Raw genomic sequence first — 17,206 nt, forward strand, 5'->3', positions numbered from 1 at the left:
TTAGCTTTTGGTCTTACCGAAGGCCTCAAAGAAGTTAATCGGCATCGGAAATAGTATGGTAGAGCTGTTTTCAGCCGAGATCTGCTTGAGGGTTTCAAGATATCTAAGTTGCAGGGCGGTGCTCTCTTTAGACATAATAACTGCCGCGGCGGTTAACTTCTCCGCCGCCTGAAATTCTCCCTCAGCTTGAATAACCTTGGCGCGGCGCTCACGCTCGGCCTCTGCTTGGCGCGCTATAGCACGCCGCATCTCTTGCGGTAGGTCGATATCCTTAATCTCCACCACAGAGACCTTAACGCCCCATGGATCAGTGTGGCGATCGATAATTTCCTGAATACGTTGATTGATCTGGTCCCGTTTTGAAAGGAGATCATCAAGCTCAGACTCTCCGCACGCGCTGCGTAGCGTTGTCTGAGCGATCTGACTAGTGGCATACAGGTAGTTCTCGACGGCTAACACCGCGCGCGATGGATCGAGTACTCTAAAATAGAGCACCGCATTGACCTTAATAGAGATATTATCGCGGGTGATAACGTCCTGCGTTGGAACGTCCATCGTTATGATGCGCTGATCCACCCGTGTTAGTTCATCAACGAAGGGGATAATAAAGCGCAGTCCGGCTTCCTTCATGCCTTTGTATACTCCGAAGCGCAGCACCACACCGCGCTCATAGCTGCGGATTGTATAGGAGCTAAAAAAAAGCAGCGCAGCTAACGCTATTACGATAAGAATTATTATACTCATAGGGCATCCCTTATTTCTTCTCTACACACGCTCAACAAGTAGCGTAAGCTCCGCTTCTACCGCAACGACACGGATACGCTCACCGCGTTGGATGATACCGCGCTTCGTTGTTGCTCTCCAGATCTCACCTCGAACCGAGACGGAGCCGACCTCAGAGAATGAGTCTAGCGCCTCGCCCGTATGTCCAACCAGCCCAACAATATCAAACTTTGCGTCCTCTGCACCTCCTCCTAGGCTAGCTCCTAAGTTCAGCAGAACGAGCACAAGAGCAATGAGGGCTAGTACTGCCAACACTAAGTATGTAATCACAGGGGCAGGATAGCACGACTAATCACGTGTGAATATGTGAAAGGCCCTCTAGGTAACCCGCCTTATTGCAGATACGACACAACGCCCTTAAGGTGGCCCCATACCGTGCGCTTTAGCTCCTGACTTTGCTCCATCTCGGCTAGCCCATGCGTGCGCAGGACCATCGTTTGATCAAGTGCATTGAGGGAACCTAGCTCCTGCTCGGACCCGAACACTATCGTAAGCGCTGTGGGGAGCTCTCCCACAGATGATCTCTCAATAGCAAGGCCCTGCTCGGAGCTGGCCGCAACGGTTGTCCGGTACTGCTCAGGTGTAAGCTTTAGCGCCTTACTGCAGATCGAATCCAACAGAAGGCTTTCTGCTGTGGTTAGCGCCCCCTGCGCCGTGACCACAATAATGGCGCACTTTAATTGAGAGGTGCTCTTTGCTGCAGGCTTAAGGGCGCTCCTAGGAATACCAGCCGGATAGAGGGCAGCTACCTTATCAAGATAACGCAGTAGTGTTGAACGACATTTAGGGAGCATGAAAATACCTTATCAAGTTAGGGTGTCTTTCGTAATACCTCTAACGATACTGTCTACGATGCTGCGTGAGATCTGCGCTTTATGCGCAGTTCCAATCTGCTCCTCTTTGCCATCTTTGCTAACGATCCAGACGCGATTTGTGTCGTGATCGAAAGCCTCGTGCGCCAAGTTCCCAACCATTAGATCGGTGTTCTTTGCACTTAATTTATGGCGTACCTCGTTTAAGAGCTCCTCCTCATCCCCCGTTTCAACGGCGAACCCAACCAGAAAGGGACGCGCTGTCTTACCCTTTTGAATGCCGATACTTTTAAGAATATCTAGGGTTGCTTTAAGTTCAAGTGCGCGCGGCTCGTTCGATTTTTTAATCTTTTTACTGGATGGATCTGCCGGAGTATAGTCAGCAACCGCAGCCGTTGTAATAACAATATCAAACTGCTCGGCTGCCGCACCAAACCCAGATATGGCCCGTTGCGTCATCGCCTCGTACATCTCAGCCGCTGAGGTAACCGCGACACAGGTAATATCACGGGGTATATATGGCGTACGACCAAGGGGTCCATGCACAAGCGTTACCTCGGCGCCCCGTCTATAGGCCTCCTTTGCAAGTTGAATCCCCATTTTTCCAGAAGAGCGATTTGAGATATACCTGACCGGATCGATCGCCTCACGTGTTGGACCGGTTGAGATCAGTACGCGCTTGCCAGCTAAGTCCTGGGGCGCGACTGCGCGCCGAAGGTGCGAAAATATCTCGCGCTGATCAGCTAATCTGCCACGCCCTAACCAACCGCAGGCGAGTGGCCCAGAATCTGGCTCAACGAAATGCACCCCACGTTGCTGAAGCCGCATAATATTATCGATAGTGGCTGGATGATCGTACATATTAACGTTCATCGCGGGAGCCACTACTACTGGCGCCTTAGTTGCAAGGGCAACAGCCAAAAGCGGCGACTCTGCAAACCCGTACGACAACTTGGCGATCAGATCTGCACTGGCCGGTGCAATCAACAACACATCGGCCCAATCTGCAAGTTCGATATGTCCGATAGCGCCCGACTCAGTCTCGTTCCAAAAGGTGTTGGTTACGGGCTTACCGGTAATAACCTCCAGGGTAAAGGGGGTCACGAATTTAGCTGCGGAATCGGTCATAACGACCCGCACCTCACAGCCATGCGTTATAAGGTAGCGCGCAAGTTCTGCACTCTTGTACGCCGCAATAGAGCCACTAATACCTAGTACGACCTTAGTTTTCTTACGCACCAACTTCATCTGACCGTTATACCAGAAATGGGTTGTTTTTGCGCTCCCTGCCGACAGTGGTGTCATCACCGTGACCACTTAGGACGCTTGTTTCGTCCGCTAGGGTAAGTATATTTTGCTTAATAGATCTAATTAGTTGCTCGTGATTGCCACCCGGCAAATCGGTTCGTCCAATAGATCCAGAAAATAGTGCGTCCCCGCTAATTACCGTGTTTTCTTCTGGAAAATAGAAGCTTACATGCCCCGGGGAGTGCCCAGGGGTAAAGAGCACCTGCGCCCGATGTGGGCCGACCGTCAGGGTCTCACCCCCCTGAACGGCGATATCGGGCTCCGGACAGTCGTGCCAGTCGGCAAGCGGTAGTCCGTACATCTGAGCTATTGTGCGCACCTTAGAGCGCATCACCTGCTCGTTTGGATGGGCTATTAGGGGGCACTTTAGCTCCTGCAAGAGCGGCGCTACCCCGCCACAATGATCTAGATGCGAATGGGTTAGCCAGATCTCCTTTACCCGAAGCCCCTCTCTACGAATAACCTTCAGAATTTTATCGGCGTCACCCCCTGGGTCAATAACAACACACTCCTTGTCTGTATCGCTCCAAACTAGGCGCGCGTTCTGCATAAATTCTGTTACTAGGACCGTCTCTATTTTTAGCATTCTGTTACCTTATTGCCGCCCGCAGCTGCGAGGGAGTGCTGTGTTTTGCATCAGAGAGCAAAAAATTAGCTATGCCGTACGCTATACCGTTAGCAAGTGAATCTCTAAACTGATCGCGCGAGAGCTTGGCCCCATCCTCAGGATGATCCACAAAGAACATCTCAATTAAGCTGCACGGCATATGCGCCCCGACCAGAACAAAGAAGGGCGCTTTCTTAACACCTAGAAATCGGGCCTGCCGATAGGTTGGAGCAACCGTGGCCTTAACTGAGTTATTAAGCGTGCGGGTTAACTGCATTGAATCCTCAAGCTTTCCGCTCTGAATTAGATCACTTAACATAAATGAGAGATCATCTAGATCGCCCGCCGCCGCTATGCCGTTCTCACGCTCGGCGAGCTTGCGACTCGCCGCATCGTTAGTATTATCTAAGTAATAGACCTCCAGCCCCCTACCGTCATGATCGGCTGAGGCGTTTACGTGCAGACTTATAAAAGCCGAGGCATTCTTTGCATTTGCGTATGAAGTTCTGCGCGCCAGCGGCACAAAATCATCATCCTCACGGGTTAGGAGCACCGGAATCGAATAACGCTTAACAAGTAACGTTCGTACACGACGCGCTATATCAAGGGTAATATCCTTCTCTAGAGCTCCGCTGTGGCCCACAGCTCCTGCATCATATCCGCCGTGTCCAGGATCGATCACCACCGGCCGTAGGCTCCACCTACGGTTAAACTGAGTTGACTTTACGGGTCGTGGGGTCTCTAGATCGTTAGTGGGCATAAGAACCTGGAAGGTTCCATTACGTAAGCTCTGCAACCGCTGCTGCGCTATCTGGCGAGTCGGCCCGGAACTCTCCGCAGCACGCTGATAGATAGCGCGAACGTTGCTCGCACTAGCACCCTTCGTTATCTCAATATCACCAAGTAAAACCAAAGCCGCACCCTGCTCCCCGTCCTGATTTCTGGCGCTAACTAAGGGCTCTAGGGTTGCTGCGGCACGGGTCAGGTAAGGTTTTTGCTGCGTGATATAAAAGAGCCTTAGATCGGTATCAGCCGAATAGATTCGCAGGCGCGCGAGATCCTCCCTAGCACGGGACTTTAAAAGGACCGTTTGCATCTGAGAGGCTAGCTTGCTCCATGCCTGCTTATAGTCTGCTCCATCTCCTAGCGGGTCGTTATTACGGAGGCGTAGATACTCGCTTCGTAGAGCTGCTACGGGCCTGGATGATTCTGCTGCTGCCTCTAAGCGCATAATACCGAGTAGGTATAGCGTTAGTATGAATAATGAGGTTGCTCTACGCAGCACTTACTGTAGCTCCTTTAGCTCATAGATAAGGGCGAGCGCCTCACGCGCACTTATATCATCAACGTTAATCCCCTTGAGGCGATCCTTAAGCTTAGTTGCAACTGGACAACTCTCCGGTAAGCGAGGCGCAAATAGATCTGGTTGTTGGAGCACCCTGCGCTCAACTGTTTGAGCTGAGCTGCTGGCCGGCAGACTGACCGGCAGACTCGATAGCACCTCATAAGCACGTTGAATTACCTCAGCCGGAAGTCCTGATAACTTAGCGACCTCTAGTCCGTATGAACGGGGTGCGGGGCCAGAACGAATCTCGTGCGTAAAGATAATCTGATCATCTTGCTCTATTGAGCCAACCGAGAGGTTGGCAACACTTGAATGCGCAGCCTCAAGCGCTGTAATCTCGTGGTAGTGTGTGGCGAAGAGCGTTCTGCATCCAATAGAGAGAGCAAGTTGCTCAAGGATAGCCTGCGCCAAAGATTGACCATCGGTCGTAGCTGTTCCGCGCCCGAGCTCATCGATTAATACCAGCGAGCGAGCCGAAGCGTGCGCCAAGATATGTGAGGCCTCACGCATCTCAACCATAAAGGTTGACTCACCCTCGTGCAGATCATCTGCCGCTCCAAGTCGCGCAAAGACCCGATCGACGATACCAACCCTAGCCGACTCCGCAGGAACGTAGGAACCGATCTGCGCCAGAATAGCAATCAACGCAATCTGCCGCAGATAGGTAGATTTCCCCCCCATATTCGGGCCAGTTATAACGAAGCAGGTTGCACCATTAGGCTTAAATGAAACTGAATTCGGAATAAAGGCCCCCTCTAGTAGGGAGGAGATAATAGGGTGGCGGCCCTTAATGATCTCAAGGGTTGATTCAGCGACTATCTGCGGCTCGACCCAAGCGTTTCTCTCTGCTACTAGCGCTAGGCTTGCAATACAATCAAGGGTAGAGAGTGCTGCGGCGATACTACGTAGCTCTCCTACAAAAGCTGAGATCTCACTACGAAGCTGCACAAAGAGTAGCTGCTCACGCCGAACCTGCCGGTCAACGGCCGTAATGACAGAATCCTCATGCTGTTTAAGCTCCGGTGTTGTATAGCGCTCAGCGTTGCCCATGCTCTGCCTACGCTGGTAGTGCGCCGGAACCTTTGCGCTCTGTGAGGTGGGAACCTCTAGGAAAAAACCGATGACGTTATTCGATTTAACCTTAAGGGTAGAGATCCCAGAAGCCCTGCGCTCCTGCCCCTCAAAATCAGTTCGCCAGGTATCGGCGGTCGCTCGAATAGCGCAGATCTGATCTAGCTCTGCGTCGAATCCAGCTCTGATTACCCCTCCATCGTGGGTTACATGCGGGGGATTATCAACCAATGCACGACTTAGAAGTTCCAACGCTGCTGTTGGTGGCGTTATGGCAAAGCTCGCCTCCTTAAGTAGCCGCGCAGTTGCTAAGGCGAGCCGCTCCTGAATCCCAGCCATTCTATCCAAAGTTTCCCTAATGGCCGCCAGATCCTTAGGCGAGGCTATATTAAGCTGAGTTCTGGCCGCCAAGCGTTCAAGGTCACTTAAGCCCTCAAGCTCATGCAGGATGCTAGCTGCATGCGGGGTCATCTCGCCTAGCGCCTGTTGTCGTTCAAGGATAGCGTCTATATCTAGTAGGGGCGCAAGGAGCCAATTACGAAGCAGTCGCGCACCACCAGCGGTGGCGGTAGCGTTAATAAATCCCAGCAACGTTCCGCTGCTTGAGCCATCCTTAGTATTCTGCACGAGCTCAAGGTTTCTACGTGTTGCCGAGTCGATAACGACGTGACCAGCGGCGCGAAAAAGAGACAGCTCACTAATAGGAATCGGATTACCGAGTGAGATCTCGTCTAAGTAAGCAAAGAGCGCGCGCGTAGCCCGTTTGCCTGAAACACTAAGGGCGTGAAACTCCGCCGCAGCCTCTGTTGCAAGTCCCCGTTCAAGAGTAGTGGTGCCGGTTGGATCCGCTCTAAAACGGAGCGCACTAGCGCGTACTGCAGATTCGATGCCACGCACCCAAGAGCTGCGCCTATCAACCTTGTCTATTCTACCGACAGGGTCAATTTTGTTTCCAAAAGCTGCACGCGGAAGGATTACCTCGTGCGCCATCAAAGTTGCTAGCTCGCGTGGCAGCAGAGCTAGATCGATCGACTCCCTAATACTAACGATACCTGTTTGAGGATTCGTGCTGGCCAGGGATGCCGTTCGTCCATCAGCATCTACACCAACTGCCGCAATTAGACTCTCAGATGAGTCCGATGAGATGCTATTAAAGAGCCTCATCCCTGGGGTTACAAAACGTTCCAGTGCGCGTTCAACTCCGGCGCCCGATCCGCTCTGACTTACAACGGCGACGGAGAACCCGAGCGGCAAGAGGCGATCAACGTAGCTATCAAGAACGGAGAGCGGCACTCCGCACATCGGAATTGGGTTGGGACTATTCTTATCACGCGAGGTCAGGGTCAGGTTAAGCGCCTTAGAGACCGAAACGGCATCATCAAAAAAGAGCTCATAGAAATCACCCACCTGAAAAAACAGGATTGCATCCGGATAGCGCTCCTTATGCTCAACGTAGCGCTGCATCATTGGAGGTAAGGTGTCTTTATTGGGGGGCAGAGCCATAGTGTGGAATAAAACCATGCATCAGACCTATCGGTAAATAGATTTCGTTATACGTTCCGGATAAATACCACCTAAGTAAGACCGTTAGTGAGTAGTTTACGCACCTGTGGCATCAGAATAGTAGTATGGATAGATTTCCAGGGGTGCGGATCGTATTAATAGATGACGAGCCAGGGGTTCTCAGGGCACTGTCGATGCTTCTACAGGCTATGGGGTGCCAGGTAATGCCCTTTTCTGGCCCCAAGGAGGCCCTAGTATACCTGCAGGCAGGGATTGAAGCGGACCTTATCCTGAGCGATCAGCGCATGCCTGGGATGACCGGCTCTCAGCTCTTTAAGGTACTTAAGGATGCCGGAATCCTGCTGCCGTTTATCCTGATGTCAGCACACGCCAGTGAATCAGAGATCTCCGATATCATCTCACACCAGAGCAGCACCTTTCTTCCTAAGCCCTTTACGCCGGACACCCTTAGCAAAAGCATACGGAGCGTTCTGGGAGCGCTGATAAAAGCCGAGGCGATATAGCGTACCACGCACCAAAAAAAACGGAGGCGGATCACTCCGCCCCCGTTTCAGGAATTAACTATCTGCACCTTAGCGCCGACAGTGTTACTCCTCTTTATCACCACGCATCTGCTCACGGATAAGGTCTCCGAAGGTGACGCGTTGTCCCTCTTCCTCACCCATGTACTGGTGATCGTATCCACTATCCTTACGAGAACGATCCTTGATAGACCGTGAGCTCAGACTGATACGACGCTCGTTGATATCAACGTTTGTTACCTCAGCCTCGACCTTGCCTCCAACTGGGAAGGTCTGCGCAACGTCCTGACCCTTATCAAGTCCGAGCTGCGAGTTGTGGATTAGACCCTCAACTCCGTTCTCGATCTCAACGAAGACTCCGAACTCGGTAATCGCAGTAACGGTACCGTTGATCTTTGTGCCAACTGGATGACGTTGAGCGATAGTCTCCCATGGATCCTGAGATAGCTGCTTAACACCGAGGCTTAAACGCTCATTTGCAACGTCGATATCGAGGACAACCGCCTCAACATCATCACCCTTCTTAAAGAGCTCCTGGATCTCCTTAGGATCCTTGATCCTCTTGGTCCAAGAGAAATCAGAGATATGAACAAGTCCATCGATTCCCTCTTCGATACCAACAAAGATACCGAACTCAGTAATCGAACGAACCTTTCCATGAACTCGCGATCCGATCGGATGAATCCTCTGCAGATCTTCCCATGGATTAGGCATAAGCTGCTTCATTCCAAGGCTGATGCGCTGCTGCTCGGCATCTATTCCTAGAATAACCGCCTCAATCATCTCGTTCTCAGTAACGATCTTCGATGGGTGACGAACCTTCTTCGTCCAACTCATCTCAGAGACGTGAATAAGACCCTCGACGCCCTCCTCTAGTTCGATAAATGCGCCGTAATCTGTGACAGACTTAACGCGCCCCTTAATACGTCCACCAACTGGGAAGCGCTCCTGCGCTGTAACCCATGGATCTGGCAAGAGCTGCTTCATACCGAGGCTGACGCGCTCCTTCTCTGCATCGTACTTGAGCACGACCACCGGAACGCCCTGTCCTACCGAGAGTCTCTCTGATGGGTGATTGATACGTCCCCACGAGATATCGGTGATGTGTAGCAATCCATCGATTCCGCCTAGGTCGATGAACGCACCGTAATCCGTTACATTCTTGACGATGCCTTCCATGATCACGCCCTCTTGCAGGACCTTCAAGGTTGCAGCTCGCATTTCATCGCGCTCGCCTAGCAATACTGCACGTCGCGAAAGGACGATGTTGCCCTTATCACGTGTAATCTTAAGAACCTTAAATTCGTACTCTTGTCCTAGGAACTTGTCGAGGTTGCGGTGTGGTCGGATATCGATCTGCGAACCTGGAAGGAAAGCAGGAATACCGATATCAACGTGCAAACCACCCTTAACTTTCTGGATGACCATGCCCTTAATTCGTCCATTAGTCTTATAGGTATTCTCGATATTCTCCCATACTAGCTTCTGATCAGCCTTCTCCTTTGAAAGGAGAACCTGACCCATATCATTCTCAAGTGCTAGGATTAATACGTCTACCGAATCGCCAATGTTAATCTGAATTTTGCCCTCGATATGGACAAACTGCTCGGTTGGGACAACGCCCTCGGATTTGAATCCGATATCAACCGATACCATCTCCCTTCCCACATGCGTTACTACGCCGGGAACGATCTTTCCCGGTCTCATGTTGTCTACACTTTCGCGTAGGAGATTTTCGAACTCACTCGCAAATGATGATGAGTCGCCTTCGTTGCCTTTGAATCCGCCGAAGGAACCGGATGAAAATGAACTTGTCATAATACTGTGAACAGCCTGTCTCGATTCTATATTTAATTGTCAAAAAACCCCCACGCCTAGCTAGAGCAATCGAACCGAATTAACAGCTCCGTGCTAAGGATGAAGGTACTGGATGGTATAATCCTCTCCAGAAAGATATGTACTCGGGCTGTGGGCCATACAGACCCCCCTACCAAGACCCCCATGTTAGCGCCCTTACAGAACTTTTGCAAACCGCTTATATAAGGGCCGAGCGTTGAGATAGTGGGCTTATTAGGCCTAATCTGAGCCATCTTGGGGGTCAACACTAAACTCCCGACCCTGCCAGGCGGCCAACAGGTAGGTGGTAAATATCGTATAGTAATCACGCTCCGCTATGCTCAGACTGGGGTTGCTTAATAGCTTATCGGTTACGATCTTTAGGATCTTCAGGGTTGGGGTAAGGCCGGGCTGATCAGCATACATCAAGCTACTAAGCGCTGAGGTAGCATCGATTACATCTATCGCAGGATATCGTTGGCGTAAGACTGTGGCTTCTGTTAGCGGCTCCTCTTGCTTCTTTGTAGTGACCTGCTTTGACTTTAGCTTGCGGCAGGCATCGAAGATCATACGCCAGAAGGCCTTACATGAAGGACCATCCTGCTCCTGCTTCATAGCCACCTCGGCTAACGCTGCAAGCTTATCCGCCCTACCATCCTGCTCCATCTTAGTGCAGATGGCACGGAACTTGGGTTCGTAGCGATCAAACGAATAGAGCTCAAGCTTGTGCTCCACATGGTCCGCTTCAGGCTTACCAAGCGAGTCTATATCCTTTCTCGGATTAAATGGGGGGTCACCAGCAGAAACATCGCTGCAAATGAATGCCGATAGTATGAACAGTAAAATGAGGCTATAAAAAGGGGCACGTCCGAGCACTACTAATCTGCTCATGACAGTGCCCCCCATTATACAGCGCCCCCCATTATACAGCGCCCCCATTAATAGCATACCGACCTTGAGTTGGCTTACGCCTGCTCAGCCTGCTCAGCTTGCTGTTTCATGTCGTAAGCGGCTTCCCTCATCGAGAGACGGACCTTACCCTGTCTATCGACCTCAAGAACCTTAACCCATACCTCATCACCCTCGCTGAGAACGTCGCCTACGCAACGAATCTTCTCATCTGCGATCTGGGAGATGTGAACAAGCCCATCGGTTCCAGGAATAATCTCAACGAACGCGCCGAAATCTGCCAAGCGCTTAACGATACCGCGATAGATCTTACCAACAACAGCTTCCTGGGTCAGGCTTTCGATTATCGCGATAGCGTTCTGAACCTTGGTACTGTCGTTGCTTGCAATCGAAACGGTGCCGTCATCACCAACCTCCATCTTCACACCACATGACTCGGTGATCGAACGGATGGTCTTTCCGCCGGGTCCGATGATGTCTCGGATCCTGTCTGGATTGATCTTTATGATTACGATGCGAGGCGCATACTGACTGAGCTGGCCTTTCGGAGCACTGATAGCCTTATTCATCTCCTGCAAGATGTGTAGACGACCATCACGCGCCTGTATCATGGCCTTGTCCATGATATCGCGGCTGAGGCCCTTGATCTTGATGTCCATCTGCAGGGCGGTAATACCGGTTGCAGTACCACACACCTTGAAGTCCATGTCACCAAGATGATCCTCATCACCTAGGATATCTGTCAACACGACGTACTTATCGTCGCGCTTAATCAGACCCATCGCGACTCCAGCTACAGGCGCCTTAATCGGAACGCCGGCATCCATCATCGATAGACTTGCACCACACACGGTGGCCATCGAGCTTGAGCCGTTACTCTCTGTAATTTCCGATACGATACGAACTACGTACGGGAACTCCTTGATGCTAGGAACCATCGAACGAACTGCTCGCTCTGCTAAAGCTCCGTGACCGATCTCACGACGACCAGGGCCTCTCATAGGCTTGGTCTCGCCAACTGAGAACGGTGGGAAGTTATAGTGCAGCATAAAGGTCTTAGAACCATCGCCCATTAGGCTATCGATCCTCTGAGCCTCTGACTCTGTACCAAGCGTTGCAACAACTATTGACTGCGTCTCTCCGCGAGTGAAGAGAGCTGAGCCGTGCGTGCGGGGAAGTAGTCCGACCTCGATTGAGATAGGTCTAACGGTAGTGGTATCACGACCATCAAGACGAACCCCCTCATCAAGAGCTAGATCGCGCACAGCGTTGTAGTGCGCATCTTCAAACACCTTGGCTACGGTCTTTGCAGCAACTCCGGCATTTACATCTCCCTCTTTAACGAACTCTGCTGTGAGGGCCTTGCGAGCCGCTCCAACTGCATCGCGTCGAGCAAGCTTCTCACGCTCCTTAATAGCCACCTTTAGTTGCGGCATAACAAAGTCGGTCATGCGCTTAACTAGATCCGCATCGTACTCCTTAGGCTTAAACTCCATCGTCGGCTTACCGAGCTTCTCTTTAAGCTCAAGCTGCATGCCGTTGATTATCTGGAGCTGCTCTTGAGCAAGGAAAAGCGCCTCAAGCACCTCGGCTTCAGGAACCTCCTGAGCGCCGCCCTCTACCATCACGATCGCATCTCTAGTGCCTGCAACGATGAAGTTGAGGTCGGAGATTTGAATCTGCGCCATAGTTGGATTGATCAGCAGCTTGCCGTGCGCTCGCGCAACACGAACCCCAGCTATTGGCCCCTCAAACGGAAGCTCCGAGAGCATTAGGGCTGCGGATGCTCCGCATAACGCCAATACATCCGTATCGTTCTGATCATCAGCCGAAAGAACGGTTGCAATAACCTGAACCTCACGGTGAAATCCCTCTGGGAAAAGTGGTCGACATGGCCTGTCAATCAATCTCGAAACTAAGGTCTCTTTCTCGCTGAGCTTGCCCTCGCGGCGGAAGAATCCGCCAGGGATCTTACCAGCGGCATAGGTCTTCTCGAAGTAATCAACTGTAAGGGGGAAGAAATCTACATCCTTCTCTGCACCGTAACATGCAGTGACCAGAACTACGGACTCGCCGTAAGTAACGAGCACAGAACCTGAAGCCTGCTTGGCTATGCGTCCCGACTCAATCTTGAGCGTACGCCCATGAAACTCTCTTTCTACTATGTACATATTAGCCTATTGATGAGCGTCTGTGCCAAGCTAAACCGTGCACACACGAATATAATGAAAGGCGAGCAGTCCCCACCGAATAGCTCCGGTCCATCCTGGACGTGAACCTGTGGGTATACGCCACCTTTCTCCATTTTAAATTTTGCAACAACACTTACTTACGAAGACCAAGCGCTGCAATCGTCTTGCGGTAACGAGTAACATCCTCGTGACGTAGGTAGTGCAGCAGGCTCTTGCGGTTGGAGATGATATCAAGCATCCCCTTTTTTGAATGATTATCCTTAGGATTTGAAGCAAAATGCTTGGCAAGGATCTCAAGTCGACGGGTCATAAGGGCGATCTGCACCTCAGGGGAGCCGCAATCTTGAGAGTTGATTTGAAACTTCTTGATAACCTCAGATTGCTCCTGAGAAGAGAGTTTTAATGTGCCGGTTTCAAGGTCCTCTGCGACAATTCCGCCCATTTTCCTTGTTGTTTTAGCTACCTCTGTAGCGTCGGAAGATTCCATTCGGGACTCCTAACTTATTCAATTATTCTAGGTAGATATCAGCCCCACACGGGGCCGCGCCTCTCCACCATTATTCAATGCTTTCGCAAATAGTTAGGGGTAAGGTACCAGGCATATGGCGGAAAGTCAAAGTACCGCGTGCGGGATACCACCGCAGTACTACCCTCCCCCCCTTTCCTATCCCTCGACGGCATCACTCCCCATCTTATGATGGAAAGCGACCCCGCGATCTGAGCTCTCTAGGAAGGCCACCAGGTCAAGTGCCCTTTGGCACCCCTCGGCCACCGTGAGAGCATATGCTACTCTTTCCTTAAAGACCTTGCCCTGCACCTCTGGAACCGTGGACCAGGAGTAACCCCGTACCAATGATCTCCACAATACCAATGATCTCCAATGATCTATCAGGACCCCTATTACAATGTCGCTACCGCAGATCAGCTACTTGCGGAAAGTGAGTTGATCTTCCTATTCTTCAGGTCTGGGTATGGCAACAAGACAAATTATTGCGTTGGGTGGTGGTGGTTTTTCCATGGAACCATTGAATCCCCTTCTTGACCTTTATATTTTGAAACAGTCGGCCAAAGAAAAGCCGAAAGTATGCTTTATTGGCACCGCCAGCGGTGATGCTCAAAGCTATATTGATCGCTTCTACTCTAGTCTCAAAAAACTGAAATGTGAACCATCTCATCTTAGCCTTTTTAAGGGTCACACTGTTGAGATTGAAACGTTTATTCTCGATCAGGATATTTTGTATGTTGGCGGAGGGAACACCCGTAACCTTTTGGCCCTCTGGAAGGACTGGGGTCTCGATATTGCTATTCGCAAAGCTTACGAAAATGGAACTGTCCTGGCTGGAGTCAGTGCAGGTTCAATTTGTTGGTTTGAGCAAGGTGTGACAGATTCAGTCCCAGGCCGCCTTTCAAGTCTGAAATGCTTGGGTTGGCTTAAGGGCAGCAATTGTCCACATTATGATGGTGAGGCAGAACGTCGCCCCTCCTATCATCAACTCCTCAGAAGCGGTGAGATTCTTCCGGGTTTGGCAACTGAGGACGGCGTTGCTGCTCATTACATCAATGAAAAACTAAAAGAAATTGTTTCGTCGCACCCAGATAAAAAGGCATATTCACTCAGTCTTAAAAATAGTGAGCCTGTTGAGGAGGTTCATTCAGCAAAGTATTTGGGTGGCGAATCATTGCTAGTGCGAAGAGCTGCTGTTCAAGATGCGGAAGCTATTCATCTCGCTCATATGAAGTCCATTCAGGAGATTTGCTCAAAAGACTATTCTCTTCAGGAGATTCAGGTGTGGGGGCATCGTCCTTATCGCGCGGATCAAAGGGTTGGCTCAATCAAGAATGACTTGGTTTGGGTTGTCGAGGACAATGGGATTATTGAGGGGTACGGTCACCTCAAGATATTTGAGAAAGAGAGATTAAAGCACGGGCAAATTTTTGGCCTTTATCTTACACCAAAAGTTGTTGGCAAATCTTTAGGTAAAGCGATTGTTGATATGATGCTAGAAGAGATCAAAACCGCGAAAGTGGAGCGAGTCACCCTCCATGCTACGATCACAGCTCAAAATTTTTACCGCAAGATCGGCTTCACGGATACTGGTCCTGAAACCACCGTCGAAATCAGCGGTACGCCGATACGGTGCTATCCTATGAAGATGGAACTACAAGTTAACTCTTAAAAGGATAGTGAAGATCAATTCACTTTCCGCGAAAGATCATTGGTACAGGGATACGGCCATAAAGTTAAGGACTCAAGCACCCACAAGTGGTGTTTAGTTCCCCCGGCATCAAGCTGAAATTAAGCCTGATTAGAGTGCTGCTATGCTGCCCACCTCTCTTAACTTAATGGCCGTGGGTACGGGTTGACTTCTGGTCTACTACTTAGCTTGTCCCCTAGTGTTCTTCTGGTAGGCTAAAACGTGAATTGATCTTCCTATTCTTAATCGCACGCCTGGGCATTTATACCTAGCCACTCTGGAGAGTGGCGTTCCCAGCGCTTCGCCGCATCGTGGAGCAAAAGTGACCCGGTACCAATGATCAATACCAATGATCCATCACAGCAATACATTAATGATGCCCCCGAAGGTATTTTGCTTTCCACGCCTCTCTATAAATATTGGTCATACCGATCATGACTGAAGTGGTCCAGGCTAATGAAAATAAGCCCGTAAAGGTAATAAAGAATGCGAGTGTTCTCCATCCGTATGGAAGGTTGTCAGTAGCAAAACCTACCGTGGTGTAACAGCTCCCAGAAAATATAACTGCCAATAAAACGTTGCTAATCAAACCGAGCTTCAACAGAAAGAAAGCCCATATCAATACTTCAAAGATATGAATCAGGGCAATAAAGATAAAAGCTACATAAAAGTGAATAAATATCCAGTTGTACTCTTTATAGGCCAAGTTATTTGTAGTTTGGCGTTCAAACCTCATGATGACGTGGTTGATAGCGCTTCCATGAAAAACAAGTACTACCAACAAGAGTGCAGTGCCGACCAGAATCTCTCTTGCTAGTAGCCATAGAAATGAAAATTGGGTTAATTCAGTATCCATGGGAGTCGTTTTAAGGTTATTAGTCGATATTAGAAGCCAATTGTGAAGGATAAAGGATAGTAAGATCAATTCACTTTCCGCAAGTAGCTGACCTGCAGTCTAGACATTGCAACAGAACCCTTGAATAAGTATTGGTACAGTGTGACTTCTGGTCTACTACTTAGCTTGTCCCCTAGTGTTCTTCTGGTAGGCTAAAAAGTGAATTGATCTTCCTATCCTTAATCGTACACCTGAGCATTTATACCTAGCCACTCTGGAGAGTGGCGTTCCCAGCGCTTCGCCGCATCGTGGAGCAAAAGTGACCCCAAACTAAATATTTATTACCAAATATTTATAGGGGCAATCGTTCAGGCATATGGCGGAAAGTCAAAGTACCTTAGAAAAGATACTCCGCCCTATTTACCCTAGCCCTCGACCGCATCATTCCCCATCTTATGATGAGAAGCGACCCCGCGATCTGAGCTCTCTAGAAAGGCCACCAGATCAAGTGCCCTTTGGCACCCCTCAGCCACCGTGCGAGAATATGCTACTCGCTCCTTGAAGACCTTGCCCTGTACCTCTGGAACCGCAGAGGTAAAGACTATCCTATAGATCTCTCGCAGTGTTGCTAGATCCTCTCGAGTTCCCCCGTTCCTCTCTAGCCCGATACGATTAAGCCCCTGAATAGTCGCGCGGTCGCCCTGCGCCATACAATATGGTGGGATATCCTGCGCGACCATCGCCCCAGCTCCGATCATAGATACATCCCCCAGTCGAACGAACTGGTGAATACCGGAGAGACCCCCTACGATCACCCCGCTGCCGAGCGTAACGTGTCCTGCAAGTGCAGCGCCGTTGGCGATAACACACCGACTGCCCACTATTGAATCGTGCCCAACGTGGGTGTTTGCCATAAAGAGGTTATGGTCACCTATCGATGTGCGCATAATACCGCCCTCGGTTCCAGGCTGGAGGGTCACGCACTCGCGGATTATATTGTGGCTTCCGATATGAAGCTCGCTTGGCTCTCCATGATATTTAAGATCTTGCGGCGCTGCCCCAATTGATGAGAACTGGTAGAATATATTCTCGTCGCCAATCCTCGTTCGACCCTCAATAACGACGTGCGATCTGACAACGTTATTAGCCCCTATAACTACATCTGGCCCGATGATTGAAAAAGGCCCGACTGTAGTGCCCTCGCCTAGCTTGGCCGAGGAACTAACTATCGCTTTTGGATGAATCGACTGACTGCTCATTAAATACCT

16 protein-coding genes and 1 pseudogene are annotated in these 17,206 nt (G+C 50.4%); 3 read left to right on the forward strand and 14 right to left on the reverse strand.

The genetic code is table 11. The features are described from left to right. From NTV65_10860 to mutS, 7 genes are all read right to left on the reverse strand, one after another. The gene (locus tag NTV65_10860) at nucleotides 1-744 is read right to left on the reverse strand and encodes a slipin family protein (GenBank protein ID MCX6115696.1); all 744 of its coding nucleotides are present in this window, start codon (nucleotides 742-744) and stop codon (nucleotides 1-3) included. 21 nt (nucleotides 745-765) lie between these two features. Beyond that, the gene (locus tag NTV65_10865) at nucleotides 766-1,053 is read right to left on the reverse strand and encodes a hypothetical protein (GenBank protein MCX6115697.1); all 288 of its coding nucleotides are present in this window, start codon (nucleotides 1,051-1,053) and stop codon (nucleotides 766-768) included. A gap of 62 nt (nucleotides 1,054-1,115) precedes the next feature. Then, nucleotides 1,116-1,577 (reverse strand): hypothetical protein, encoded by a 462-nt coding sequence (locus tag NTV65_10870; GenBank protein MCX6115698.1) that lies wholly within the window; start codon nucleotides 1,575-1,577, stop codon nucleotides 1,116-1,118. A 12-nt stretch (nucleotides 1,578-1,589) separates the two neighbouring features. Continuing rightward, on the reverse strand, nucleotides 1,590-2,900 hold the full coding sequence (coaBC, locus tag NTV65_10875; GenBank protein MCX6115699.1) for a bifunctional phosphopantothenoylcysteine decarboxylase/phosphopantothenate--cysteine ligase CoaBC: 1,311 nt from the start codon (nucleotides 2,898-2,900) through the stop codon (nucleotides 1,590-1,592). Continuing rightward, nucleotides 2,851-3,489 carry an MBL fold metallo-hydrolase gene (locus tag NTV65_10880; GenBank protein ID MCX6115700.1) on the reverse strand — a complete coding sequence of 213 codons (639 nt, stop codon included), beginning with the start codon at nucleotides 3,487-3,489 and terminating at the stop codon, nucleotides 2,851-2,853. The genes coaBC and NTV65_10880 overlap by 50 nt, the downstream gene beginning before the upstream one ends. Before the next feature lie 4 nt (nucleotides 3,490-3,493). Then, complete coding sequence (locus tag NTV65_10885; protein ID MCX6115701.1) at nucleotides 3,494-4,795, reverse strand: N-acetylmuramoyl-L-alanine amidase; 1,302 nt, start codon at nucleotides 4,793-4,795, stop codon at nucleotides 3,494-3,496. After that, nucleotides 4,796-7,447 carry a DNA mismatch repair protein MutS gene (gene mutS / locus NTV65_10890; GenBank protein ID MCX6115702.1) on the reverse strand — a complete coding sequence of 884 codons (2,652 nt, stop codon included), beginning with the start codon at nucleotides 7,445-7,447 and terminating at the stop codon, nucleotides 4,796-4,798. It lies immediately after the preceding gene. A 107-nt stretch (nucleotides 7,448-7,554) separates the two neighbouring features. On the opposite strand from mutS, the gene NTV65_10895 reads away from it, so the two are divergent. Beyond that, nucleotides 7,555-7,953 (forward strand): response regulator, encoded by a 399-nt coding sequence (locus NTV65_10895; GenBank protein MCX6115703.1) that lies wholly within the window; start codon nucleotides 7,555-7,557, stop codon nucleotides 7,951-7,953. An 84-nt stretch (nucleotides 7,954-8,037) separates the two neighbouring features. Here the strand turns inward: NTV65_10895 and NTV65_10900 are convergent, their stop codons facing one another. The 5 genes from NTV65_10900 to NTV65_10920 all read right to left on the reverse strand — a co-directional run bounded on the left by NTV65_10900 (nucleotide 8,038) and on the right by NTV65_10920 (nucleotide 13,761). Continuing rightward, nucleotides 8,038-9,789, reverse strand: a complete 1,752-nt coding sequence (locus NTV65_10900; protein MCX6115704.1) for a 30S ribosomal protein S1 — start codon at nucleotides 9,787-9,789, stop codon at nucleotides 8,038-8,040. A 258-nt stretch (nucleotides 9,790-10,047) separates the two neighbouring features. Next, complete coding sequence (locus NTV65_10905) at nucleotides 10,048-10,698, reverse strand: hypothetical protein (GenBank protein MCX6115705.1); 651 nt, start codon at nucleotides 10,696-10,698, stop codon at nucleotides 10,048-10,050. Between the two features lie 74 nt (nucleotides 10,699-10,772). Continuing rightward, entirely contained in the window at nucleotides 10,773-12,887 is a 2,115-nt protein-coding gene (gene pnp, locus NTV65_10910; protein ID MCX6115706.1) for a polyribonucleotide nucleotidyltransferase, read from the reverse strand. Between the two features lie 154 nt (nucleotides 12,888-13,041). Next, nucleotides 13,042-13,395: a 30S ribosomal protein S15 gene (gene rpsO / locus NTV65_10915; protein ID MCX6115707.1), complete on the reverse strand. Its 354-nt coding sequence runs from the start codon at nucleotides 13,393-13,395 to the stop codon at nucleotides 13,042-13,044. Between the two features lie 177 nt (nucleotides 13,396-13,572). After that, complete coding sequence (locus tag NTV65_10920; protein ID MCX6115708.1) at nucleotides 13,573-13,761, reverse strand: hypothetical protein; 189 nt, start codon at nucleotides 13,759-13,761, stop codon at nucleotides 13,573-13,575. Between the two features lie 118 nt (nucleotides 13,762-13,879). Here NTV65_10920 and NTV65_10925 point away from each other — a divergent pair. After that, nucleotides 13,880-14,527 (forward strand): annotated as a pseudogene (locus NTV65_10925) (peptidase E). Nucleotides 14,528-14,641: 114 nt separating this feature from the next. Then, nucleotides 14,642-15,085 (forward strand): GNAT family N-acetyltransferase, encoded by a 444-nt coding sequence (locus NTV65_10930; GenBank protein ID MCX6115709.1) that lies wholly within the window; start codon nucleotides 14,642-14,644, stop codon nucleotides 15,083-15,085. A 388-nt stretch (nucleotides 15,086-15,473) separates the two neighbouring features. Here NTV65_10930 and NTV65_10935 read toward each other — a convergent pair whose 3' ends face one another. Further along, nucleotides 15,474-15,959 (reverse strand): hypothetical protein, encoded by a 486-nt coding sequence (locus NTV65_10935; GenBank protein ID MCX6115710.1) that lies wholly within the window; start codon nucleotides 15,957-15,959, stop codon nucleotides 15,474-15,476. A gap of 404 nt (nucleotides 15,960-16,363) precedes the next feature. Then, a complete protein-coding gene (gene lpxA, locus NTV65_10940; protein MCX6115711.1) occupies nucleotides 16,364-17,197 on the reverse strand; it encodes an acyl-ACP--UDP-N-acetylglucosamine O-acyltransferase in 834 nt (277 codons plus the stop codon). Nucleotides 17,198-17,206 lie beyond the last annotated feature (9 nt).

The organism is Pseudomonadota bacterium (assembly GCA_026390555.1).
GTDB lineage: Bacteria > Bdellovibrionota_C > UBA2361 > UBA2361 > OMII01 > OMII01.

Coding starts and splice junctions, on each gene's coding strand:
- NTV65_10895 (MCX6115703.1), top strand. CDS start 7,555: ATGGATAGATTTCCAGGGGTGCGGATCGTATTAATAGATGACGAGCCA.
- NTV65_10930 (MCX6115709.1), top strand. CDS start 14,642: ATGAAGTCCATTCAGGAGATTTGCTCAAAAGACTATTCTCTTCAGGAG.
- NTV65_10905 (MCX6115705.1), bottom strand. CDS start 10,698: ATGAGCAGATTAGTAGTGCTCGGACGTGCCCCTTTTTATAGCCTCATT.
- coaBC (MCX6115699.1), bottom strand. CDS start 2,900: ATGACACCACTGTCGGCAGGGAGCGCAAAAACAACCCATTTCTGGTAT.
- lpxA (MCX6115711.1), bottom strand. CDS start 17,197: ATGAGCAGTCAGTCGATTCATCCAAAAGCGATAGTTAGTTCCTCGGCC.
- NTV65_10880 (MCX6115700.1), bottom strand. CDS start 3,489: ATGCTAAAAATAGAGACGGTCCTAGTAACAGAATTTATGCAGAACGCG.
- NTV65_10900 (MCX6115704.1), bottom strand. CDS start 9,789: ATGACAAGTTCATTTTCATCCGGTTCCTTCGGCGGATTCAAAGGCAAC.
- mutS (MCX6115702.1), bottom strand. CDS start 7,447: ATGGTTTTATTCCACACTATGGCTCTGCCCCCCAATAAAGACACCTTA.
- NTV65_10935 (MCX6115710.1), bottom strand. CDS start 15,959: ATGGATACTGAATTAACCCAATTTTCATTTCTATGGCTACTAGCAAGA.
- NTV65_10870 (MCX6115698.1), bottom strand. CDS start 1,577: ATGCTCCCTAAATGTCGTTCAACACTACTGCGTTATCTTGATAAGGTA.
- NTV65_10860 (MCX6115696.1), bottom strand. CDS start 744: ATGAGTATAATAATTCTTATCGTAATAGCGTTAGCTGCGCTGCTTTTT.
- rpsO (MCX6115707.1), bottom strand. CDS start 13,395: ATGGAATCTTCCGACGCTACAGAGGTAGCTAAAACAACAAGGAAAATG.
- pnp (MCX6115706.1), bottom strand. CDS start 12,887: ATGTACATAGTAGAAAGAGAGTTTCATGGGCGTACGCTCAAGATTGAG.